This is a genomic window from Streptomyces paradoxus (assembly GCF_014202475.1).
In the GTDB taxonomy this organism is placed as follows: domain Bacteria; phylum Actinomycetota; class Actinomycetes; order Streptomycetales; family Streptomycetaceae; genus Streptomyces; species Streptomyces paradoxus.
In genome coordinates this window covers 25,461-46,696 of record NZ_JACHGV010000011.1, presented here as the reverse complement: position 1 = coordinate 46,696, position 21,236 = coordinate 25,461, and the positions used below count along the sequence as shown (strand labels likewise).

Below are 21,236 nucleotides of genomic sequence, written 5' to 3'. Positions count from 1 at the left end.
TGACACGAACGTGGACGGCCTCGCGGCCGGGCGGGCACACCGTCCGGCCGCGAGGCGCGCCGCGCTGCTCGCTGTCAGAAGGTGAGGTTCCAGGCGTCGATCCGCCCGGTGTCCTGCGAGGCGATGTCGCGGACGCGCAGTTTCCACGTACCGGACGCGGTCTCCGACGAGGCGTCGACGGTGTACGTCTTGACCACGTCGTCCGCGCTGTCGCCGTCGGCGAAGTCCTCCAGGGAGTAGACCGACCCGTCAGGGGCGACGAGGGACAGCACCAGGTCGCCGCGGTACGTGTGCTTGACGTCCACGCCGACCTTCAGCGCGGCTGGGGCATTGCCCGTCACGCCGGTCACGGCGATCGGCGACTCGACCGTGGCGTTGTCGGCGACGCTGACGTCGGTGGTGTTCTCGAAGTACCGGCCGGGCTGCGGTCCGGAGCCGCCGACGGCCTTCAGCGCGTCGACCTGGCCCTCCCCGAAGAAGGCGTTCTTCGCCGTGGTGCCGGTGCAGCGGCTGTCGGACGGGCACGCCGTGTCCGTGGCCTGGCTTCCCAGCCGCGCGCGGAGATCAGCGGGGGTGGCGGCAGGGTCGGCACTCTTCAGCAGGGCGGCGACGCCGGCCACATGCGGTGAGGCCATCGAGGTGCCGTTCATGTTCCCGTACTTGCCGCCGGGCAGCGTGGAGTAGACGCCGTAGGCTCCGTCGCCCCCCGGGGCCGCGACGTCGATGATGTCCCGGCCGAAGTTGGAGTAGGACGCCTTGATGTTCCCGTTGCCCATCGCCGCGACGGTCACGACGCCCGGCAGCTCCGTCGGGATGTCGACGCAGGCGTTCGTGATGGTGCGGCTGACGGGGGTGGAGTCGTTCGGGCTGGAGCTGTCGCTGCGCTTGTTCGCCAGGTCGTAGTTGGAGTTGCCCGCCGCGGCGACCTGGAGCGAGCCCTTGCCCTCCGCGTACTCCTGCGCCCGGCGCACGCCCTCGATGATGGCCGCCTGGTCGGGGTCGTCCGGGCAGTTGAACATCCACGGGTCCGTGTAATAGCTGTTGTTGGTGACGTCGAAGCCGTGGTCACCAGCCCATATGAACCCGCAGATGGTGTTCTCGGCGAAGAACATGCTGGTGCTCGGCTCGGCGATGCGCACGGAGGCGATCTTCACGCCCGGCGCGACGCCCACCACTCCCTTGCCGTTCTTCGCGGCGGCGATGGTGCCCGCCACGTGCGTGCCGTGGGTGCCGACGTCACGCCAGGCGCCGGCGCGGGAGTCGGCCTTGCCGTAGGCGCAGGAGACGGAGTCCGCCGCGTCGAAGTTGGGTGCGATGTCCTGGTGCCGTTCGTCCACTCCGGTGTCGAGAACACCGACCGTGACGGCCGGCGAACCGGTGCTGACGGCCCAGGCCTTGTCGGCGTTGATCCTGGTCATGTCCCACCGTGCGGTCTCGGTGAGCGTCGTGGGCGACTGCGAGGGAGCGCTCGGCAGGGTGGGGGAGTAGGCGTCCGCCGGAACGTCCGAGGTGCGCGTCGCGCCCACCTTCTGCACGCCCGCGACGGAGCGCATCGCGGTGGCGAAGCCGGTGGAGGAGGAGTGCGCGACCACGACGCCGATCGCGTCGTAGTGTGCGAAGACCGAACCGCCGTTGGCCGTCACGGCGTTGCGTGCGGCCGACGTGTCACCGGGAGCGGTGATGACGAGGTAGGAGCGGGTGCCGGCGGCCCATCCGGCGGCGGTCTGGGCGGGCACGACGCGGGCCGCGGCCGGACCCGGCGGAAGGCCGGTGTCCACGTCGGCCGCGCCGGCGGGCGTGGCGAGCGCGAGAGCCGCTCCGACAGCGGCGACGGACAGCAGCGGCCGTCTGAGACGGCGCTGGGATATGCGGGGGGTTGTCACAGCATCCTCCGAGAGCCCGGGGGAAGGGGTGGCACCGGCCGGGCCATGGGCTGAATGGGTCGACGCAAGATCTCAGATGAGGGCATGACAAGGGAAGGGCCGACGGCGCATGAATCACCCTGCGCGGACAAGTAGGTGACTCCGCTCCGGATTGATCACGGACACGGCCGTAGGGCTGCCGTCGGGCACCTTCCCGTAGGCACATCGAAGAGGGCAAGTGACACCCGGCGACGGTGGGTCGGATGGCTGATGCCGCACTCCGCCTCCAGCGCCCGGCCCAGGATGTACTCCATCCGGTTCGCAGCCCCCTGCAGCCGGCCGAAGGCCAGCACCAGGGCGTCGTTCGCCGCATGACCCGGCATCCGCGCACCGGTGGCGGATGATCCGTTCCCGCGGCTGCGCGCAGGGCCCTCGGACACCGGTGTCCCCACCCGACCGGGCACCCCGCGGGCTGGAGCCGCCCCGCCGGTCGGCTCCGCCACACCGGTCGGCGCCGTCAAGCCGGTCGGAGCCTCGCACCGGACGGCGGCGACGGCCGTTGCGAGGCCGTCGCCGCCGACCGCGCGCAGGCGCTCGCAACGACCGGCAGGGGAACGCGTCAGCGCTTCGTGTAGATGAGGCCCAGTTTGTCGACCTCGGCACCGGCCCGCCCGTGGAACCCGGCGATCTGCCACCCCGACGGCGCGGTGCGCGTCACGCAGTCGGACGTGGTGGTTCCGCCGGACAGGCTCCTGCCGAGGTTCGTGGTGAACCTGGCGGAGAAGATCCGGGTCCGGCCGTCCTTCACGCCCCGGCACAGCTGGGCTGAACCGAGGTACTCCCCGTTGCCCAGATCCAGGGACGACGCCGTGCCACCGGTGCCGCCGTGGCTGATGACCTTGCCGTCGCCGAGCGTCAGGCCGACGCCGTCGACGCGGGTACCGCTGCGCAGCGTCAGGCTGACCGGGCGCGCGCCCGCCGGTACGGCGTCGATGTCGTTGTAGTAGTCGCCGTGGGGCCCGCCGAACTGCTCGCTGAGCTGGAAGTCCGCGGCGCGCGACCAGGAGAAGTCCACCTTGATCGGGTCGTGGTCGGACAGCATGAGCCCGCCGTCGTTGAGGAACCTGGCGTGCTCGTTGCTGTAGGAGGTGGCGTTGAGCGACACGAGTTTGCTGTCGCGGTACAGGACCTTGTCCACGACCTCGCAGGTGTTGGGCACGGTAGGCCCGGTCTGGTCGCAGACCAGTGCGTCGCTGCCCTTGGCGGGAGGTGTTCCGCCGCGGATGAGCTGGACCCAGGGGTCGGTCAGACCGTTCGCGGCGGCGAACTCGGCGATGGTGTCGCCGGAGCGCGTGTAGCGGGTGTTGGTGTCGCCCATGACGACGACCGCGTTCCCGGCCGAGTGGCTCTTGATGAAGGCCGTCAGCTGGTTGAGGTTGTCCGCCCGTGCGGTCAGGTCGCCGGGGTTCGTGCCGGCGTTGGTGTGCAGGTTGTAGAAGTCCACGTACACGCCCTCGGCGAGACGCTGACGCATGAACGTGAACCCCTTGGGCGTGAGGCAGTCACCGGAGTCGAACTGGCAGGACTTCCAGCGCACCCGCTCGAAGTCGTCGGTGTCGTACGGGAGCTTCGACAGGGTGTTGAGACCGCTGCCGATCCCCGCGCCCCCGCTGGTGGGAGTCCGGTACGCGTGCGCGGTGACACCAGCGTAGAGGAAGGCGTGGTAGTTGAAGTCCTCCTGGACGTTGACCACGTCGTACGGGGCGATCCGCCGGCCGATTTCCGTGGTGGCCGGTTCGCGGGGAGTGGGTGCGCTGGAGATGCTCTCCGGCAGGCCCGCGACGTTGTAGGCGAGGACGCTGAAGGATCCGGACACGGGATCGGCGGCAGCGGCGGGGGACGTGTTCGTGATGAACCCGCCGATCGCGGCTGACGCCACCGCGATGGAGGCTAGAAGTCGGCGCATGAAACCGGAGCTCCTGACAACGGGGAGTGGGGGGCCGGAACTTACCGGTGGTAACCCCCGTTCGTCCCGCACTTGGGCAAGCGAGACCGAATCTTGACCGACCGTGGTAGTGGCGGTCGGGGAGCGCGGCCGGGCCGCCCCTGGGCTCGACGCGGTTCCCTTCAAGGATGAGGTCGCCGGTGAGGGGCTCCAGGCCGACCAGGCGGACCCGGCCACCGCCTGCCCGGCGCTCCCGCCGACGCCTCCGCCATCACCGCGACCCGCGAGTACCTCGTCGCGTTCGAGGAGGAGCTGGGTGAGGCGGCCGGCGGCGCCGCGCTCACCGGCGCCCTGGTCGAGCGCTTCCCGGACCACGGCATGCTGATCGCCGCCCAGATCGGCGCGAAGGTCGCCAAGGGCGAGGTGAAGTGGGGCTGACGATGAGCGAGTTCGCCAGGTGCACGGCCCCGGCCGACGTCGTACGCCGCCAGTCCCCGGCCTCGGCGGCCGGCGATCTGGCGGCGCTGAGGGCCACGCTCGCCCCCGACGTGGAGTGGACGGAGATGGCCGGCTTCCCTCTCGCCGGCACCTACCGCACCCCTGAGGGCGTCGCCGCCAACGTCATGGAGAAGTTCGGCGAGGACTGGGACGGCTGGACCGCCCACGACGACACCTACGTCGCCGACGGCGAGAACGTCGTCGTCAGATCACCTCGTTCAACTCGGCCCGCATCTGCGACGCTTCGACGTCGCGCGCGACGGCCTGGGCCAGCAGCATCCGCAACACGAGCACGATGAGCGCGACTCCCAGGATGGCCAGGCCGACGCCGCCCATGATGACGGTGACGCCCGGGTCGGCCCGCTGGCCCGGCGCGTTGAGGATCGTGACGGCGAACCACACGAGGGCAGCCGCCACGATCGCGCCGATCACGGCGTCCACGTAGCGGAAGGCGGCGCGGGAGAACACGGTTCTGCGTCGCACCATCGTCACCAGCCGCCATACGCAGACCAGCACGACCTCGGCCGACACCAGGCCCAGGATCGTGATCACGCGCAGCGGCGTCAGTGGGAGCGACCCGTCCTCCGGGTCGTTCCCGCTGACCAGCGTCCACACCATCAAGGCCTGTACGAGCACGGTGCCGACGAGCAGCACCACCAGCACAGCGCGCAGCGCACACAGTGTCAGCTTCCCCATGCCTCATCCTCCCATCGAGTAGCGATGGGAATCTATCGAATTTCGATATGTGGGGCAAAGGGTGGAGGGCGCGAAGGCGGCCGCCCGGGGGAGTGGCGCGGATCACTGCGGATGCGGGCGGAGTGCGGAACAACAACAGCTGGTTGCCCGTTGAACAAACCGTGGGTGCGGATGGGACAGAGTCCCCGGGCCTCACCATTCGCCCACAGGGACGATCGTTCGGCTGAAGCCCTGTGGAGCCCTTCGCCGCGAGGCGACCGCCATCCGCGCCCACCACCGGACCGCCCCGGCCGTGATTCCCCCGTCCGGCCGGGGCTCTTCTCAGTTCTCCAGGACGAAGACCGGCTTGTGGCCGGCCCGGCCTGAGGTCAGCACGCGGGGGATCTCGTCCCAGCCGTAGACGCCGCTGGTGACCAGCTCGGGGTGGAGGGTGCCCGCGGCCACCGCCTCCAGGGTCGGCGTCATGTTCGGCCGCGCGTGGCCCTTGCCGTTGTGGAAGTGGACCCCGCGCTGGTACAGCGCGAGCAGGGGGAGCCGGACGTCGTCGAAGTAGATGCCGACGCTGTTGACGTGTCCCTCGGGCATGACCGACAGCAGTGCCTTGCGCAGCCGTTCTGGGTTGCAACTGGCGTCCACGGCGAGGTGGAAGTCCTTTTCGCGCTTGCCGTGGATGTCGTGGACCTCGGCGCCGAGCTGCTCGGCGACCTTCATCCTGGCCGGGTCGTCGTCGTGGTAGACGGTCCGGGCGCCGGCGCAGTGGACGGCGACGTCGACGCAGTACAGGCCGATGGAGCCGGTTCCGCCGAAGACCGCGATCTTCGGGTCGGAGACTCCGGCGACGGTCGGCATCACCGTCTCCCAGCCGAGGGCGAGGTTGTCGCCGATCGAGGCCAGATGCACCGGGTCGACCCCGGCGGGCAGCTTGGCGAGGTTGAAGTCCGCGTAGGGGACGCGGATGAGTTCGTCGAACGTCCCTCCCCAGGCGCCGTTCACCGGCAGGCCGTACTGGGCGTCGCCGTGGCGGAGACAGCGGGCGGTGTGTCCGAGCTCGCACTGCGCGCAGGTGCCGCACGCGATGTGCGACGCGACGCCCACGACGTCACCGACCGCGACGTCCGTGCAGTCGGGGCCGACCTCGACCACCGTGCCCACGCACTCGTGGCCGATCGGGAACGGGCCGAAGCCGGAGAACGGCGTCTTGTCCTCGATGACATGGTGGTCGAGGTCGCATGTCGTCGCCGCGAGCGGGCGCACGAGCGCGTCCGTGCCCTCGACGAGGGAGGGGGCGTCGACCTCGTCGAAGCGCAGCTGCCCGGGCGCGACGAACATCAGGCTCTTCATGGGAAAGCTCCTCGGTTGCAGGGGTCCCGGGCCGACCGGTGTCACCCGTCGGCCCGGCCCGCGTGGTCGGTCAGTGAGCGCCGGCGTTCAGGTCGCCGGCGGGCAGGGCATCCAGGAAGACCAAGTGCGGGGGCCCGGTCAGTGCCTGTGCCAGGGTGGTGCCGACCTCACGCATGGCGGCGCCCTTCATGTGTGCGCCCAGCGCCTCCTGCGAGGCCCACTTCTCGATCATGACGAACTCACCGGTCGTGCCCGCCTTGCGGTGCAGCGCGTAGCGCAGGCACCCGGGTTCGGCGTGCACCGCGGGCAGCGCCGCCGTCAACGTCTTCTCGACCAGCTCTTCTTGACCCGGCTTCGCGACCATCGTCGCCACCAGGACCAGCGGCTCGGTCATGGGGTCCACCTCTCTCGATATAACACTCGTTATAATCATGTCAGACGTGCGGGCCGCTGGTCACAGCGGCCGGTTGCGCCGCAGCCCGGCGGGTGAAGGGCCGCTGACGTGCCTTCAGTCCAGGCCCGCGAAGGCGGCCTTGACGTACTGGGTCGTCCGGTCGCTGCCGAGCAGCCCGGTTCCCATGCTGTTCATGACGTACGAGATCGCGGCCCGGCGTTCGGTGTCGATCACGACCACCGAACCGCCCCACCCGGTCCAGAAGCAGATGCGTCCCGGCGGGAGATACGGCACAGCCGGGGACGGCAGCCCGAAGCCGATGCCGAAACGCAGATGCGTCCCGAGCACGAGGTCAGGCCCGTCCGTCTGCTGACGGAAAATCAGGTCGATGGTCCGCGGCGACAGCAGGCGCACGCCGTCGAGCGTTCCGCCGCAGCCGCCTGCTGGTGCTCCAGGTGCTCGGCTCCCGCTGCTGCGGGCGGCTCGGTGAGGGGGAGGTGCATCGGGTTCTCCGGTGTAGGCTATGACAATTGTTATAAACAAGAGGTCGGGAGGGGTTTCCAGGTGACCGAGTCCGGTGCGTCAGCCCGCGAGCGGATCGTGGCCGGTGCGGCCGACATGATCAGCCGGCGTGGCCTGAACGCGACGAGCATTCGCGAGACGGCCAAGCACGCCAGGGCGCCGCTGGGGTCGACGTACCACTACTTCCCCGAAGGCAAGCAGCAGTTGGTCACCGAGGCCGTGCGCTACACCGGCGAGTGGACCACGCGCAGCCTGCGCAAGGAACTGCAGGCCGGTCCGGTCGCCGGACTGCTGGCCTTCCTCGCCCTGTGGCGCAAGATCGTCGTAGACAGCGACTTCCGGGCCGGCTGCCCCGTCCTCGCGGTCTCCATCGAGGAACCGGCGGCCGGTCAGACGTCCGCCGCCCTCGCGGCGGCCGCCGACGTCTTCGCCGCCTGGGAGGGGCTGCTCGCCGATTCCCTGCGTGAGCACGGCGTCGAGCCGGAGCGGGCGGCGCAGCTCGCGACGCTCATCGTCGCGGCCGTCGAGGGAACCGTGGCCATGTGCCGCGCCAAGCGCAGTACCGAGCCCCTCGATCGCACCGCCGAGCAGTTGCGGACGCTCATCCGCGCCGCGGTCGAGGGCTGACCCCGGCTCAGGATCCACAGCCCGGCTTCAGGTGCCCAGCGCGGCACGGACCGCCTTGACCCGCTCCTCCGTGAACACCCCGCTCTGAAGCAGCGGCAGGATCGACAGCACACCGCCGGACGAGCCCCAGCTGCCCTCGTCGATCACCCGGAAGTTGACCCACCAGCCCGGGGCCGGCTGGTCGAGCCCGCAGGCCGCCGCCAGTGCGGCCAGCGCACGCTCGATGACCTCGGCCCGTACCTCCGACTGCCAGGCGGCGTCCATGACCGCGAGGTCGATCACCATCACGTCGGGTTCCGGGTCGGCGTCCGCCAGCAGCCGGCCGCCGATGGCCATCATGTCCCGCTCACGCTCGACGAAGTGCACCTGGAACCCGGGCCGCGCCGCCGGGGCGAACTGACCCACCTCGGGCACCAGTACCGCGTCCGTCAGCGTCTCGGCCAGCTCACGGCGCTGCTCCGAACTGAGGCGTCCCTTGGGCGTGTTCACGGTGATGATGGTCACGGCATCCTCCTATGACAGTCGTTATGGAAGGCAGGGTACACGCCCGCTATAACGACTGTCATACAGGTGGGCCGGGGCTTCTGGGGCGATTCAGGGCGGGGCTGATCCGGTCGTGGGCAGGTCAGTCGGTGATCACGGGGCTGCGGTGGATCCAGTCGCTGCCGTGCGCCGCCCGGTGCATGAAGGCGGCCACGTCCGCGCGACTGATGGTCGGGTTGCCCTTCATCGGCAGGCGGTCTCCCGCGCTGTACGTGCCCTTGGCGGGGCCGTGGGTCAGCCGGGTCGGGTAGACCACGGTCCAGTCCAGGCCGCTGGAGCGGATGCGGTTGTCCGCGATCTCCTTGTCGGCGTAGATCGACCGCAGCAGTGTGCGGTAGATCGTCTTCTGGGTGGCGCTCGACTCGGCGAAGGTGGAGCCGACGCCGAACGATGACAGCCACACCAGTCGGGAGACACCTGCCTCGTCGGCCGCGCCGATCACGGCCGCCGAGGCCTGCGTGAAGAGGCCGTCGGCGCGCACCGAGTTTCCTCTGCCGAGCGCGGAGACGATCGCGTCCTGTCCGGCCGCGGCGGCGGCGATGTCGCGGTGAGACGTGGCGTCGCCCGTGACCGGCGTGACCTTCTCGGCCAGGTCGCCCAGGGCCGTGGGGTTGCGAACGAGAGTCGTGACCGAGTCGCCGGAGCGCAGGGCCAGATCGGCCAGATGGCGACCGGTGGGGCCGGTCGCACCGAGGATGAGCAGCTTCATGGCAAGGGATGCCGTGAGCCGCGACGGTGGATCTCTAGAGCGGCGCCCGCTCGGCCCGCAGCTCCGCCACCGGGTCGCCCGGCGCGGCCGACGGCGGGCACCCGCCCGTACGACACCCCGCAACCGGGCGCCCGACCGCAGCGGCACGTCGATGAGCTCCGGCTCCGCATCGCTCGGATGGCCAGCCCTTACCTGCTGGACCTCAGGTACATGAACGATCTCACTAGGATCGTGGGGTGATTGAGTACCACGGGTGGATCACGGTCAGGGAGACCGCGGGTGATGACGATGACGAGGCGCGTCTGCCGACGCCTGCCGGCGCGAGCTCCGCGACGACCTCGGCAGCGACCCGGGCGCCGGGCTCAAGGCCGTGCATCAGGAACTGCTGCAGGCCGAGGCGCCCGCGGTCCGGTACGGCGGAGCCGGACGTGTCGCCATCCCGGTTCTCCTGACCGCGGTGACCTGGTCGTACGCAAGCCGGCACAGGGCAGGGCGCCGTCTCCTCGGCGACGGCGATGCCGAGCACGGCGCGGTCGGCTGACAGTGGCGACGCGCCGTGTACGACCGCTGGCGGCACCCCGTCAGTCGGGCAGGTTGCCGTCGCCTCCCAGGTTGGCGACCATGCGACGCAGGACGTTGATCGTGGTCACGAAGTCGGCCGTTTCAACGCCTTCGTGCACCTGCCGATGCACACGAAGGTTTCGCTCCCTGGCCCGGAGGCGCCCGCCCTCTCCTGCCTCGGTCAAGGTCATGAGCCCCGCATCCTCTGTCAGCCAGCCACGACCGACAAGGTCATCGAAGACACCATGGAAGTCGGTCCCGAGGTCGTCCCACTTCGTAAGCCGCGCGATCAACGCTGCGCGGGTCCACTTACCCGGCTTCGCGGCGACGTGGTTGAGTGTCCACCAATGCGGCTGTGTGAGGTCCTCCACCGCCAACTGCTCACGGATGGCCCCGACCACCAGCCGGCAGGCCATCCCAGTCCATGCGCCGATGGGCTGAGCGGCCAACTCCTCCTGCGAGTACTCCTTGAGCGTCACGCTCATGTGTCCTCCTCGTCGTGATCAACGGAATGTGATGACCGTAGAACCTCAGGTTCACTTGAGGTCAAGGCGGCGTCAGCGGCCGGCATTCGGCGTCATGCGTCACGGCGCGCCCTGGAACGGGCTCTGCGACGGTTCCCAGACCGAGCAGTCGTGAGCGAAGAGAACGCGTCGTGGGTCGAAGTCGGCGAGTCGCTCCAGCCAGGGCCGGTAGGTGGGAAGTGGCTGTTCCACGCCGTGAAGTGCCGCTTGGCGGGCCATCTGGTCGGACGCGAAGTGCGAGGCGAAGTCGTGTGCCTGGCCCGCGAGGACTACGGTGCCGTCGGGTTGCCCGAGGACCAGTGATTGATGCCCTTGGGTGTGCCCCGGCGTCGGGATGATCCAGGCTCCCGGCCAGATCTCGGTTTCACCAGCGAGCTCCTCATAGGTCGCGGCGGAGAAGTCGATCAGTGCGTCGATGGTGTAGCCGCCCTTGCGGGCAGTGGCGAGCTCGACGTCCTGAACCAGAATCGGCCTGCCGCCCAGGAGAGGGTTGCCGCCGCAATGGTCGAAGTGGAGATGGCAGTTCGCGACGAGGGAGATGTCATCCAGCGCAACTCCGGCCGCGGACAGGGCATTTTGCAGGTCTCGGCGCCGGGGCCGGTAGCGGGCTTCGGTCTCGGGGCCCGCGCTGCCGATGCCGGTGTCGAAAAGGATCAACCCCTGGTCGTGCTGCACGAGGTAGGCAAGCACAGGTTCGACGCGCGGCTTCGGGCCACCCGTCTCCGACGCAGGCCGGACGAGGTACCCCGCCTCACTTCAGGTGCCGGTCCAGGAACCGGCAGCCGTCCTCCAGCTCGAACCAGGGGTGCCGGTGTGCCCTCCCGGATTCGCGTGCAGCGTCTTCTCCTCGCTGCCGAAGGCGTCGAACAGGTCCAGGGCCCGTTGCCGGGGGTTGCAGTTCGAGAAGGGCGTCCAGAGTGGTCTGCCATTCCGGCACCGCGTTGTCGACCAGGGGGCCGATGAGGGACTCGAAGATCTCGTCGACCGGCTCACCGGCCCGCATCGCCCGCCGGAGGTCGGCACGGGCCTGCTCGTCCGCGGCGGAACGGGGGCGTTCGCCGCACCCGGCGGCGTCGACGGTGGCCACGGCGTAGCCGCGCGCCGCGGTGTACCGGGCCCGGGCCGGGGGTCCGCCTCGGGCAGGCCGTCGTTGTGGGCCATCAGGACCAGCGGGGCCGGGGCGGAACCAGGGGTCCACAGGGTGCCGGGAATTGCGCGCACCTCAGGGGCACCCCACGTGCCCGACCACCCCTGAGTGGACCCCGACCCGACCCGGAAAAGCCCCTGACCGGGCCTCCACACGCGCGCCAACGCACCTACCGTGACGACGGTGCCCCGGCCGGGTCCGCACACCTGACACGAGCAGCACTCTTATCAAAGGGAGGACCCATGCCGTTAAGGCGCAGATCCGTACCACGGCGCATCGCCGCGCGGGGTACGGCCATGGCCGTGGGAGGCGTCATGGCCGCCACCGCCGGGCTCGCCGCCGCCCCCGCGGTCCACGTGTCGCCCTCTGCCACAGGATCCCTGCGGTGGGCACCGTGTCACGAACCGGCGAACCCCGGAGCCGAGTGCGCCACCCTTTCGGTACCGGTCGACTGGGCCCACCCGGACGGGCCGACACTCGAACTGGCCGTGGCGCGGCGCAAGGCCACCGACCCCGGCGCACGCGTCGGGTCGATGGTGTTCGGCCCCGGCGGACCGGGCGACTCGGGTGTGAGGATGGTGGTGGACCGAGTCAGCCGCTTCAGCCCCGAAGTCCGCCGCAGGTTCGACATCGTCAGCTTCGACCCGCGCGGCGTGGGCGACAGCAACCCGGTGACCTGCTCCGGCGACCTGCTTGCCCAGCGGCCGTCGCCGGTGCTGAAGAGCCAGGCGGACTTCGACGCCACCATGGCGTACAACAAGCGGCTCCGTGCCGACTGCCGGGCCCGTACCGGCCCGGTGTTCGACCACCTCGACACCGCCCAGACGGTCCGGGACGTGGACGCCCTGCGCGCCGCCCTGGGCGAGCGGAAACTGACCTTCCACGGCAGCTCGTACGGCACGCTGCTCGGGGCGCAGTACGCCGAGACCTACCCGCGTCGCGTGCGCGCGATGGTGCTGGAGAGCGTCATGGACCACAGCGTCGCGGCCACCCGCGACTTCCTGCGGGCCGAGGCGGCCTCGGCTGAGGATTCCTTCCAAGAGTTCGTGAAGTGGTGTGACCGGACCGCCGACTGCGAGCTGCACGGCCGCGACGTCCGCGCCGTCTGGCGGAGCCTGTTGACCCGGGCCGGACGCGGCGAGCTGGAGGACCCGGTGAAGCCGGGCAGCCCGCTGTCGTCGACGGACCTGGTCAACAAGGTCGCGTTCCGGAAGTTCTACGAGGCCGACTACGCGGGTCTGGCCACGGCGATCGCGACGATGCACGCGAGCGAACCGCTGCCCGCGTCGCCCACCTCGACCGCGCCGCTGCCTCCGGCGACCCCCGTCTTCTGCTCGGACTGGCACCTGCCGGTGCGCGACCACCGGGCGTACGCCTCGCTCGTCGCCATGATGAACAGGACCGCGGCCGACCTGCCCTACCTGCTGCCGATCCACATGGTGGCGGCGTGTCTGGGCGCGCCGACCGCCAACCCGCAGCACCGCCTGGACGTACGCGGCGCACCGCCCATCCTCGTGTCCAACGCGCTGCACGACCCCGCCACCGGCTACCCGTGGGCGGTCTCGGTGGCCCGGCAGCTCGGCCGCAGGGGCGTGCTCCTCACTTACGAGGGCCACGGCCACGGCAGCGTCACCAGCGGACCGTGCATGGAGGACGCCGTGAACAGCTATCTCACCGACCTGACGGTCCCCCCGCGGGGCACCAGCTGTCCCGCCCTGGACTCGGTCAACGCTGCGGGATCGCCGCCTCGGCCGCTGCCTTGATCCGGGCAGCGAAGGCGGGGGCGTCCTTGCGGGCGGCGGTGAGTGCCAGGCCGACGAGCAGCTTGCCGAGTCCGTGGCCCTCCAGAACGTTGTGGAGACGGACCCGGGTTCTGCCGTCGGCCAGCGGCTCCAGGTCGTAGCCGCCCTCGGCCACCGCCACGCTGTTCTTGGACACCTCGGCCCACCGGATCCGCGCCGGGGCGTCGAGCTCGGTGATACGGAACTCCCTGGCCGTCTTCACGCCGGCGTCCTTGACCGTGCTGCGGAAGACCGTTCCCACGGCAGTCGGCGTCTCGGGAACCCGCTCGATCCTCAGCACTCTGGGGCTGAACTGCGGATCGTTGCGCCCGTCGGCGAGGTAGTCGAACACCGCCTCGACGGGCCGGTCGATCTCGGTGGTCGCTTCGAACTGTCCTGACATGAGGGCTCCTCGGTCACTGGGTCCGCGCGGTCGTGAAGGGCCGTCAGCTCGTCCTGCCGTAACGGCATCGAGACCCTACGGGAGCGCCGGGCATCACGCGAGACGACAAGCAGGCCATCCGGGTGCCGGCCCGGAGTGATGAAAGGAGTCTGGCCGTCAGACGGGTGGCCATTGCTCCGTACGCCACACCGCAGATCAAAGAGACGAGCAGGGCCGCCACGGGGGAGTGGTCCCGCAGGTGGGGATAGACCTGGAAATGCGTCAGGTAGATGTAGAGCGAGCTGCCCGCCAGGACGCCCGCCAGCCGGTTGACCGGGTCGATGCTGGGCAGGGCGGGCACCCAGAGCAGCAGGACGAGGCCGCCGAGCACGATCGATGTCCGCAGGGTTTGCTCCCCGGGGAAGAGACCGGGCACGGTGAGCAGCGTGACCGCGGTCAGCCCCAGCCGCTGTCCCGCCGTGCGGGCCCGGGCCGCCGCCCAGCCCAGTGCGAACAGGAAGAAGACCACGGTCGGGCTCAGGTGGAAGCGGACGTGTGCGAGGCCCCAGGGGTCGTAGCGTCCGACGAGTCCCAGGGCGACCAGCGCCAGGGCGAAGCCGAAGGGGGTGCGCCGCTCAGCGCGGTGCACCCAGGGGATCGCCAGCAGAACCGCCAGCCCGGCGAGGAAGTAGACCAGCGCCTCGACGAACCAGTAGCGCCACTCGGGGTCGGAGTTGTCCTGCTCGAAGAGGCTGTTGGCCAGGACGACGTTGGCCAGATCGTATTCGCGGGTCAGCAGCAGCGCGAAGGCGATCCACACCATGCTCGGAACGGCGATGCGGGCGATGCTCCGCCCCATCCTGCCCAGACGCTCCCGGCGTTCGCCGACGGAGAGGTGGAAGCGCGCGAAGTTGTATCCGGCGACGCCGAGCAGCACGTGGGCGCCGCCTTGGACGAGGAAGACGGGGATGTGCGAGCCGACGACGAGGACGATGCCGACCGCCCGCAGGGCGATGCCCGTCTCCAGGCTGCGCCGCAGCCCGCGCCGCGGGAGGGCCGGGGGCGTGCGCCGCGCGGTGTCCGGGGCCCGCAGCCGGCGGATCGGTGTGGTGTGCCAGTCGGCGGGCAGCACGCCCAGGACCTGCTCCAGCCGCAGCGACATCTCGACGTACGAGAGTGAGTCGCCGCCCAGACTCACGAAGCTGCTGTCCTCGGTGACGTCGGTCCGGTCGAGGATCTCGGCGTAGAGGGCACAGAGGTCGTCGTCGCCCGGGGCCGGTGCCGAGGCCGAAGCGTCGCGAGCCAGCCGCCGTACCGCTTCGTAGTCGGTCTTGCCCGAGGCGAGCCGCGGAAGCTCGGCCACCGGCAGCACCCGTATCGCGCGCGGCGGCAGACCGCAGCCTTCGCTCACCAGCCGCCGTACGGCCGTCGCCTCGGCACCCGCCGTGTTCGCCGCGACGACGGTCAGCGCGTCGTCGTCGCCCACGCACGCGGCGTGGATGCCGTGTTCTTCCAGTTGCGCCTCGACCCGGTGCGGGTCGAGGCGCAGACCGAGGATCTTGATGAAGCGGCTGCGCCGCCCCACGATCTCGTACAGCCCGTCGGGGGCGCGCCGGGCGATGTCCCCGGTGGGCAGTTCCTCCAGGGTGCGGCCGAGGGCGAGGTCCGCGGGCGTCTCGGCGTAACCGAGCATGACGTTGGGGCCCGAGTAGACCAGTTCGCCGGTGTCGGGTGACGCGATGCCGTCGACCGGCCGCAGCCGGAAGGAGCCTCCGGGGATCGGTACGCCTATGGTCTCCGGGCGCTCGTGCGCGAGCGCCGGGGGCAGATAGGCCATGCGGGCCGTCGCCTCGGTCTGCCCGTACATGACGAACAGCTCCCAGCCGGATCTGCGGCCCAACTCGGCGAACGCGGCGACTCGTTCGGGTGCCAGGCGGCCACCGGCCTGGGTCACGTAGCGCAGGTGGGGCAGCCGCATGTGGGCGAAGCCGACCCGGTCGAGCAGGTCGAAGGTGTACGGCACCCCGGCGAGCGCGGTGCCGCGGGCCACGCGGAACTCCTCCCAGAAGGCGGTGTCGGCGACCGACCGCTCGGTGAGGATCAGCCCGGCGCCGCGCAGCAGGTGACTGTGGATGACGGACAGGCCGTAGCAGTAGTGCGGGGGCAGGGTCGTGGCCGCGCGGTCGGACGGACGGATGCCCAGGTAGCCGGCTATGGACTCGGCGTTGGACTGGAGGTTGTCGTGCGACAGCCGGACCAGCTTCGGTGAGCCGGTCGAACCGGAGGTGCTCAGCAGCAGCGCCAGATCGGGGTGGAGGGTGTGCGTGCTCGTCCGGCGCCGCTCGTCGAGGGTCCAGGTGCCGTGGTCGTCCGGGCGCGCGACGACGTCGGGGTCGTAGGCGGCCGTCAGGGCATCGATGGTGGAGGTGCTGTCGCCGGGGACGAGCAGGACGGGGTGGCCGCCGGCGAGGGCCGCGAGGTGGACCACGAGCGCGTCGGCCCGGTTGGCGCCGGCCAGCAGCACGAGGCGGCGCGTGCGGCCCAGGCGTTCGGCGGTGGCGGCGACCCGCTCCGCGAGCGCCCGGTAGGTGACCTCGCCCGATGGCGTGATCAACGCGGTGCGATCTCCGTGAGCCGCGAGGTCACGCGCGAACGGCACCCCAGGTCCACGCGTGGGCGGCCGGGGCGACGAAATAGGGGCAAAGCGCGGAAATGGCGTGGTCAACGGGACCGAGGCAGGTCGGGATGAGTCGATCACGGGCGCGCAACCTTTCTGCGGCAGCGTCCGCAAATAGCACTGATCCCTTGACGGTTAGGCAAGCTTTACCTTATTCATAGCATGTTCACAGCTGGCTTGAAAGCATCGCTTCGCCGCTCGCTGACCCGACGACGCGACCCGCGCCGTACCGGCGAGCCACCCAGGAAGGCACACCACATGCGACGCCCCTCGGCTCGCCGGATCACCGCGCTCCTCGCGGCCGGCCTGCTCCTGCCCGTCCTCGCCTCCTGCGGCTCCGGCGACGACAAGGGCGGCTCCGCGGAGGGCGGCGACTCCGCCCTCGTCATCTACTCCGGGCGCCACGAGAAGCTGGTCAAGCCGATCCTGGACAAGCTGGAGAAGGCGGTCGGCGCCAAGGTCGAGGTGCGCTACGGCGACAGCGCCGAACTGGCCGCCCAGATCCTGGAGGAGGGCGACCGCACCAAGGCCGGACTCTTCTTCTCGCAGGACGCCGGTGCCCTGGGCGCCCTGTCCAAGGAGGGCATGCTCGCGAAGCTGCCGCAGTCGAGCCTCGACGAGGTGGACAAGGCCTACCGCGGCGAGGAGGGCGACTGGGTGGGCCTGTCGGGGAGGGTGCGTGTCATCGCCTACAACCCGGACAAGGTCGCCGAGGACAAGGTCCCGGACCGGGTGGCCGACGTGACGAAGCCCGAGTGGAAGGGCAAGGTCGGCTTCGCGCCGACCAACGCCTCCTTCCAGGCCTTCGTCACCGGCATGCGCGTCCTGGAGGGTGACGACGCCACCCGGCTGTGGCTCAAGGGCCTGAAGGCCAACGGGAAGGTGTACACCAACAACCTCGCCACCCTCGACGCCGTCGAGTCGGGCGAGGTCTCCCTCGGCCTGGTCAACCACTACTACTGGTACGAGCGGGTCGCCGAGAAGGGCGAGGACAAGGTCGGCGCACAGCTCAAGTTCCTGCCCGGGGGAGACCCCGGCGCGCTCATCAACGTCGCCGGCGTCGGCATCCTCAAGGACGGCGGCCAGGCCGGGACCGCCCAGAAGGCCGTCGACTACCTGCTGTCCAAGGAAGCGCAGACCTACTTCGCCGACACGACCAAGGAGTACCCGCTGGCCGCGGGCGTCACCAGCAACGTCGAAGGCCTGCCGCCGTTCGAGTCCCTGGAGTCCCCGGACATCGACCTGGGCAAGCTCGAATCCCTCCAGGAGACGCTGGCCATGCTCCAGGACGTCGGACTGGTCTAGGAAGCGTGAGAAGACCGGCAGAAACCCCTGAGCCCGACGTGACCGCATCGGCATCCGGAGGCCGCCCGGCGGGAGCACCCGCTCCCGCCGGGCGCCGCCCCGTCCGCAAGACGGACGGGGCGCCCGCCGGCCGCAGACCTCCGTTGGTCCTGCTCGTCCCCGCCTGCGTGGCCGCGCTGTTCGCGCTGCTGCCCCTGGGCTACCTCGCGGTCCGCGCCTTCGAACGCGGTCCGCGCTACGCCTGGGACGTCGTCGGCGACGAGCGGACGCTGCAACTCCTCGCCCGCAGCCTCTCCCTGACGGCCGTCGTCGTGGCGGCCTGCCTGGTGCTCGGCGTCTCCCTGGCCTGGCTGACCGTACGCACAGCCCTGCCCGGGGCACGCGCCTGGTCGGTGCTGGTCACCCTGCCGCTCGCCGTGCCCAGCTACGTCGCCGCCTTCGCGTGGCTGGCCAGCGCACCCCGGACCGCCGGCTTCGCCGGGGCCGCGCTCGCCCTCACCCTCGTGAGCTTCCCCTACGTCCACCTTCCCGTCGCCGCAGCGCTGCGCGGGATCGACCCGGCTCAGGAGGAGGCCGCCCGCTCCCTGGGCCACGGCCCGCTGCGCACCTTCCTGAGGGTCACACTGCCCCAGCTGCGCCCGGCCGCCGCGGGCGGAGCGCTGCTCGTCGCGCTGTACGTGCTCTCCGACTTCGGCGCCGTCTCGCTGATGCGCTACGACACCTTCACCCGCGCCATCCACACCTCCTACCGCGCCTCCTTCGACCGCACGCCGGCCGCCGCGCTCAGCGTCGTACTGGTGGTGATGACGGTGGCGCTGGTGGCCGCCGAGACCCGCACCCGGGGGCGCGCCGGCCATGCCCGGACCGGCGCCGGAACCGCCCGCCCGGCCGTCCCGGTGCCCCTCGGACGCTGGCGGGTCCCCGCCCTGGCCTGGTGCACCACGCTGGTGGCCGCGGCGGTGGCATTCCCGCTCGGCACCCTCGGCTACTGGCTGGCCGTGGGCAACTCGGCGACATGGGACGCGGGCGCGCTCGGGGAAGCCGCCTGGACCACCCTCGGCGTCGCCGCGGCCGGAGCCGCCCTGACCACACTGCTGGCACTGCCCGTCGGGGTGATCGCCGCACGCCACCGGGGACGCGGGGCCCGGCTGCTGGAGCAGGCCGCCTACGCCGGCCACGCACTGCCCGGCATCACGGTCGCGCTGTCCCTCGTCTTCTTCGCGGTGCGCTACGCCTACCCGCTCTATCAGCAACTGCCCCTGCTGATCGGCGCCTACGCCGTGCTGTTCCTGCCGGTCGCGGTCGCCGCCACCCGCGCCGCCGTACTCCAGGCGCCGCCCGTCCTGGAGGACGTGGCCCGCTCCCTGGGCCGTTCCCCCCTGCGGGTGCTGCGCGAGGTGACCGTGCCGCTGGCCGCACCGGGCGTCGCGGCCGGCGCCGCGCTCACCTTCGTCGTCTGCATGAAGGAACTGCCCGCCACGCTGCTGCTGCGCCCCACCGGCGTGGACACGCTGGCCACCCGGCTGTGGACCGAGACCGGATCCGGCTCGTTCGCGGCCGCCGCACCCTACGCCGCGGCCCTCATCCTCCTGGCCGCCGTCCCCTCCTACCTCCTGGGCAGGCACCGCACATGACCGACCACGGCAACGAGCTCCGCATCGAGCAGCTCACCAAGTCCTACCGCTCCGGCGCCCCCGTCCTCCAGGGCCTGGACCTCACCGTGCCGGGCGGGACACTGGCCGCCGTGCTCGGCCCCTCCGGCTGCGGAAAGACCACTCTGCTCCGCGTCATCGCCGGGTTCTTGCGCGCCGACACGGGCACGGTGGCGCTCGACGGACGCACCCTCGCGGGGCCCGGCGTGCACCTGCCGCCGGAACGGCGCCGCATCGGCATCGTGCCGCAGGAAGGCGCCCTCTTCCCGCACATGACCGTGGCCCGCAACGTGGCGTTCGGGCTGACCGGCCTCGACCGCGGCGAGCGCCGCCGCAGGACGGCGGACATGCTCGACCTCGTCGGACTGGCCGGGTACGGCGACCGCATGCCGCACGAACTGTCCGGCGGACAGCAGCAGCGCATCGCCCTGGCCCGGGCACTGGCTCCGCGCCCCGCACTCGTCCTGCTCGACGAACCGTTCAACGCCCTCGACAGCGCGCTGCGCGCAGGAGTCCGGGCGGATGTGCGATCCGCCCTGCGAGCGACCGGGGCCACGGCCCTGCTGGTCACCCACGACCAGCAGGAAGCCCTGTCCACGGCCGACCTCGTCGCCGTCGTACGTCAGGGCCGTGTCGCTCAGTGCGACACCCCGCAGGACCTCTACCGGCGCCCCGCCGACCCCTGGGTCGCCGGTTTCGTCGGCGACGCCGTCCTGGTCCCCGCGACGGTGCACGCGAGCGGTTCCACGGCCACGACACCGCTGGGGACCGTGACCCTGACCGCCCCCCTGGAAGGCCGCAGCACCGGCACCGTCGTCCTGCGCCCCGAGCAGCTGCAACTGACCGATGCGGACACGGAGGAGGCCGTGCGGGGCACGGTCCGGGACGTCTTCTACTACGGCCACGACGCCAAAGTCACCCTGGCCGTACAGGGCGTCGACGACCCGGTCGACGTCCGCGTCGCGGGCCCGCTGTCGGTGGGCCCCGGCCAGGAGGCCGCGATCCGCGTGACCGGCGAGGCGACGCTGCATCCGTAGCCGTCCCGGCCGAACGCGAGCCCGCAGAGGTGATGAGGGCTCAGGCCTGGCTGCTGATCTGCCGCTTGTCCACCTCGACCGAGACGGGAGGACCCCCCGTGCTCTCGAAGACGTACGCCGTGTAGCACGTGCCGCGCCCGATGGCCTGGTGAGCCCGGACGATCGCGATGACCTCGTCCCACTCGCCGGCGTCGAGTTCCCTCAGGCCGGGCCACCGCACGCACAGGGCCTGCCGGCCGGCCCGGGTGGCCGCGGCGCCGGCGAACAGGGCGGAGAGCTGGGCGGCCCTGTGGAGCACGGGGGTGGTCCAGTCGAGGATCCGGTGGGTGCTGAAGCCGGCGGCGGAAGCCATCAGCGGGTACCGCTTGTACGGCTCGATGTCGTCGAAGCGCCAGGTGCCGCGTACCAGGCCGTTCGGGTCGAGGGTTCCGATCGGCTGATCGGTACGGGACGTGACGTCCACGAGGACGAGCCGCCCGCCGGGGCGGAGCAGTCGGAAGCTCTCGCTCAGGAATGACGTACGGCCTTCGTGGCCGAAGTGGAAGGCGGCTTCCAGGCAGTGCACGCGGTCGAAGGAGCCGTCCGGCAGGGGGATGTCCGCCGCCTGCGATGGCAGGGCCGTCGCGTCGGCGACGGCGAAGCGCGCGCCTGAGCGGCTGGAGAAGCGGCGACGAGCCTGGTCGATCTGCGCGGGCTGGATGTCCACCCCCAGCGCCCGGCAGCCGGCGGCGCCCAGCCGCGCCGTCGTGTCACCGCGACCGCACCCGGCATCGAGGACGAACTGCCCGGGCCGGGCATCCAGCAACGCCAGCGACCTGCGGGCCAGACGGCGCTGAAAGAACACCGGCCCCGCCAGGGCCGCGAGCGGAAAGGTGGGCAGCGTGAAGTAGCCGATGTTGGCCAGGTCGTCCCAGCCGAGGTGCCGGAGCACCCGGAAGAGCACGCTCTCGTCGCTGTAGGCACCGGCGAGGTCGCCGTTGTCGCCCATCCCGCACCCCCTGCTGCCCGTGGACACATCTGTGGCCCGCTGCCT

The 21,236-nt window shown here is 71.1% G+C and carries 18 protein-coding genes and 5 pseudogenes; 8 read left to right on the top strand and 15 right to left on the bottom strand.

The window, feature by feature from the left end:
* Positions 1–74: 74 nt before the first annotated feature.
* From HNR57_RS30595 to HNR57_RS30590, 3 genes and pseudogenes are all read right to left on the bottom strand, one after another.
* The gene (locus HNR57_RS30595) at positions 75–1,883 is read right to left on the bottom strand and encodes a S8 family peptidase (RefSeq protein WP_313675205.1); all 1,809 of its coding nucleotides are present in this window, start codon (positions 1,881–1,883) and stop codon (positions 75–77) included.
* 242 nt (positions 1,884–2,125) lie between these two features.
* Positions 2,126–2,245 (bottom strand): annotated as a pseudogene (locus HNR57_RS39835) (MarR family winged helix-turn-helix transcriptional regulator); the annotation flags it as partial.
* A gap of 236 nt (positions 2,246–2,481) precedes the next feature.
* The gene (locus HNR57_RS30590; protein ID WP_184565072.1) at positions 2,482–3,828 is read right to left on the bottom strand and encodes a jacalin-like lectin; all 1,347 of its coding nucleotides are present in this window, start codon (positions 3,826–3,828) and stop codon (positions 2,482–2,484) included.
* Positions 3,829–4,035: 207 nt separating this feature from the next.
* On the opposite strand from HNR57_RS30590, the pseudogene HNR57_RS40665 reads away from it, so the two are divergent.
* Both HNR57_RS40665 and HNR57_RS30585 read left to right on the top strand, forming a co-directional pair.
* Positions 4,036–4,245: pseudogene (locus HNR57_RS40665) on the top strand (MBL fold metallo-hydrolase); the annotation flags it as partial.
* A gap of 2 nt (positions 4,246–4,247) precedes the next feature.
* Positions 4,248–4,511: pseudogene (locus HNR57_RS30585) on the top strand (nuclear transport factor 2 family protein); the annotation flags it as partial.
* Here the strand turns inward: HNR57_RS30585 and HNR57_RS30580 are convergent.
* The 4 genes from HNR57_RS30580 to HNR57_RS30565 all read right to left on the bottom strand — a co-directional run bounded on the left by HNR57_RS30580 (position 4,510) and on the right by HNR57_RS30565 (position 7,279).
* Complete coding sequence (locus HNR57_RS30580) at positions 4,510–5,001, bottom strand: DUF2975 domain-containing protein (RefSeq protein WP_184565070.1); 492 nt, start codon at positions 4,999–5,001, stop codon at positions 4,510–4,512. The pseudogene HNR57_RS30585 and the gene HNR57_RS30580 sit on opposite strands and share 2 nt — an antisense overlap.
* Positions 5,002–5,322: 321 nt before the next feature.
* On the bottom strand, positions 5,323–6,342 hold the full coding sequence (locus tag HNR57_RS30575) for a zinc-dependent alcohol dehydrogenase (protein ID WP_184565068.1): 1,020 nt from the start codon (positions 6,340–6,342) through the stop codon (positions 5,323–5,325).
* A 70-nt stretch (positions 6,343–6,412) separates the two neighbouring features.
* A complete protein-coding gene (locus HNR57_RS30570) occupies positions 6,413–6,736 on the bottom strand; it encodes a putative quinol monooxygenase (protein ID WP_184565066.1) in 324 nt (107 codons plus the stop codon).
* A 114-nt stretch (positions 6,737–6,850) separates the two neighbouring features.
* Complete coding sequence (locus HNR57_RS30565; RefSeq protein WP_281403923.1) at positions 6,851–7,279, bottom strand: serine hydrolase; 429 nt, start codon at positions 7,277–7,279, stop codon at positions 6,851–6,853.
* 21 nt (positions 7,280–7,300) lie between these two features.
* Between HNR57_RS30565 and HNR57_RS30560 the strand changes: the two genes are divergently transcribed.
* Positions 7,301–7,885, top strand: coding sequence for a TetR/AcrR family transcriptional regulator (locus HNR57_RS30560; RefSeq protein ID WP_184565064.1), 585 nt, complete (start codon positions 7,301–7,303; stop codon positions 7,883–7,885).
* Positions 7,886–7,912: 27 nt separating this feature from the next.
* On the opposite strand, the gene HNR57_RS30555 is transcribed toward HNR57_RS30560, so the two are convergent.
* Both HNR57_RS30555 and HNR57_RS30550 read right to left on the bottom strand, forming a co-directional pair.
* Positions 7,913–8,389 (bottom strand): tautomerase family protein, encoded by a 477-nt coding sequence (locus tag HNR57_RS30555; RefSeq protein WP_184565062.1) that lies wholly within the window; start codon positions 8,387–8,389, stop codon positions 7,913–7,915.
* 121 nt (positions 8,390–8,510) lie between these two features.
* Complete coding sequence (locus HNR57_RS30550; RefSeq protein WP_184565060.1) at positions 8,511–9,137, bottom strand: NAD(P)-dependent oxidoreductase; 627 nt, start codon at positions 9,135–9,137, stop codon at positions 8,511–8,513.
* 370 nt (positions 9,138–9,507) lie between these two features.
* Here HNR57_RS30550 and HNR57_RS30545 point away from each other — a divergent pair, with 370 nt between their 5' ends.
* The gene (locus HNR57_RS30545) at positions 9,508–9,678 is read left to right on the top strand and encodes a hypothetical protein (RefSeq protein WP_184565058.1); all 171 of its coding nucleotides are present in this window, start codon (positions 9,508–9,510) and stop codon (positions 9,676–9,678) included.
* A 40-nt stretch (positions 9,679–9,718) separates the two neighbouring features.
* Here the strand turns inward: HNR57_RS30545 and HNR57_RS30540 are convergent, their stop codons facing one another.
* From HNR57_RS30540 to HNR57_RS30530, 3 genes and pseudogenes are all read right to left on the bottom strand, one after another.
* Complete coding sequence (locus HNR57_RS30540; RefSeq protein WP_184565056.1) at positions 9,719–10,183, bottom strand: winged helix DNA-binding protein; 465 nt, start codon at positions 10,181–10,183, stop codon at positions 9,719–9,721.
* 99 nt (positions 10,184–10,282) lie between these two features.
* Positions 10,283–10,975, bottom strand: a pseudogene (locus tag HNR57_RS30535) (N-acyl homoserine lactonase family protein); the annotation flags it as partial.
* A pseudogene (locus tag HNR57_RS30530) lies at positions 10,974–11,383 on the bottom strand (hypothetical protein). The pseudogenes HNR57_RS30535 and HNR57_RS30530, both read right to left, overlap by 2 nt.
* A 228-nt stretch (positions 11,384–11,611) precedes the next feature.
* Here HNR57_RS30530 and HNR57_RS30525 point away from each other — a divergent pair.
* Positions 11,612–13,132: an alpha/beta hydrolase gene (locus tag HNR57_RS30525; RefSeq protein ID WP_184565052.1), complete on the top strand. Its 1,521-nt coding sequence runs from the start codon at positions 11,612–11,614 to the stop codon at positions 13,130–13,132.
* Here the strand turns inward: HNR57_RS30525 and HNR57_RS30520 are convergent.
* Positions 13,095–13,553, bottom strand: a complete 459-nt coding sequence (locus tag HNR57_RS30520) for an SRPBCC family protein (RefSeq protein WP_184565050.1) — start codon at positions 13,551–13,553, stop codon at positions 13,095–13,097. The two genes, HNR57_RS30525 and HNR57_RS30520, sit on opposite strands and share 38 nt — an antisense overlap.
* A gap of 43 nt (positions 13,554–13,596) precedes the next feature.
* Positions 13,597–16,146 carry an AMP-binding protein gene (locus tag HNR57_RS30515; protein ID WP_246555094.1) on the bottom strand — a complete coding sequence of 850 codons (2,550 nt, stop codon included), beginning with the start codon at positions 16,144–16,146 and terminating at the stop codon, positions 13,597–13,599.
* A 321-nt stretch (positions 16,147–16,467) separates the two neighbouring features.
* Here HNR57_RS30515 and HNR57_RS30510 point away from each other — a divergent pair, with 321 nt between their 5' ends.
* From HNR57_RS30510 to HNR57_RS30500, 3 genes are read left to right on the top strand one after another with little or no spacing between them, the layout of a single operon-like run.
* Positions 16,468–17,514, top strand: a complete 1,047-nt coding sequence (locus tag HNR57_RS30510) for an iron ABC transporter substrate-binding protein (protein WP_184565048.1) — start codon at positions 16,468–16,470, stop codon at positions 17,512–17,514.
* 38 nt (positions 17,515–17,552) lie between these two features.
* Positions 17,553–19,148: an ABC transporter permease gene (locus HNR57_RS30505; RefSeq protein ID WP_184565046.1), complete on the top strand. Its 1,596-nt coding sequence runs from the start codon at positions 17,553–17,555 to the stop codon at positions 19,146–19,148.
* Complete coding sequence (locus HNR57_RS30500; protein ID WP_184565043.1) at positions 19,145–20,203, top strand: ABC transporter ATP-binding protein; 1,059 nt, start codon at positions 19,145–19,147, stop codon at positions 20,201–20,203. The genes HNR57_RS30505 and HNR57_RS30500 overlap by 4 nt, the downstream gene beginning before the upstream one ends.
* A gap of 40 nt (positions 20,204–20,243) precedes the next feature.
* Here the strand turns inward: HNR57_RS30500 and HNR57_RS30495 are convergent, their stop codons facing one another.
* Complete coding sequence (locus HNR57_RS30495; RefSeq protein WP_184565041.1) at positions 20,244–21,191, bottom strand: class I SAM-dependent methyltransferase; 948 nt, start codon at positions 21,189–21,191, stop codon at positions 20,244–20,246.
* Between the last annotated feature and the right edge of the window lie 45 nt (positions 21,192–21,236).

Bases quoted from the DNA above. Each gene is read 5' to 3' on its own strand.
- HNR57_RS30580 (WP_184565070.1), bottom strand. From the start codon at position 5,001: ATGGGGAAGCTGACACTGTGTGCGCTGCGCGCTGTGCTGGTGGTGCTG.
- HNR57_RS30495 (WP_184565041.1), bottom strand. From the start codon at position 21,191: ATGGGCGACAACGGCGACCTCGCCGGTGCCTACAGCGACGAGAGCGTG.
- HNR57_RS30550 (WP_184565060.1), bottom strand. From the start codon at position 9,137: ATGAAGCTGCTCATCCTCGGTGCGACCGGCCCCACCGGTCGCCATCTG.
- HNR57_RS30570 (WP_184565066.1), bottom strand. From the start codon at position 6,736: ATGACCGAGCCGCTGGTCCTGGTGGCGACGATGGTCGCGAAGCCGGGT.
- HNR57_RS30590 (WP_184565072.1), bottom strand. From the start codon at position 3,828: ATGCGCCGACTTCTAGCCTCCATCGCGGTGGCGTCAGCCGCGATCGGC.
- HNR57_RS30540 (WP_184565056.1), bottom strand. From the start codon at position 10,183: ATGAGCGTGACGCTCAAGGAGTACTCGCAGGAGGAGTTGGCCGCTCAG.
- HNR57_RS30520 (WP_184565050.1), bottom strand. From the start codon at position 13,553: ATGTCAGGACAGTTCGAAGCGACCACCGAGATCGACCGGCCCGTCGAG.
- HNR57_RS30575 (WP_184565068.1), bottom strand. From the start codon at position 6,342: ATGAAGAGCCTGATGTTCGTCGCGCCCGGGCAGCTGCGCTTCGACGAG.
- HNR57_RS30525 (WP_184565052.1), top strand. From the start codon at position 11,612: ATGCCGTTAAGGCGCAGATCCGTACCACGGCGCATCGCCGCGCGGGGT.
- HNR57_RS30510 (WP_184565048.1), top strand. From the start codon at position 16,468: ATGCGACGCCCCTCGGCTCGCCGGATCACCGCGCTCCTCGCGGCCGGC.
- HNR57_RS30500 (WP_184565043.1), top strand. From the start codon at position 19,145: ATGACCGACCACGGCAACGAGCTCCGCATCGAGCAGCTCACCAAGTCC.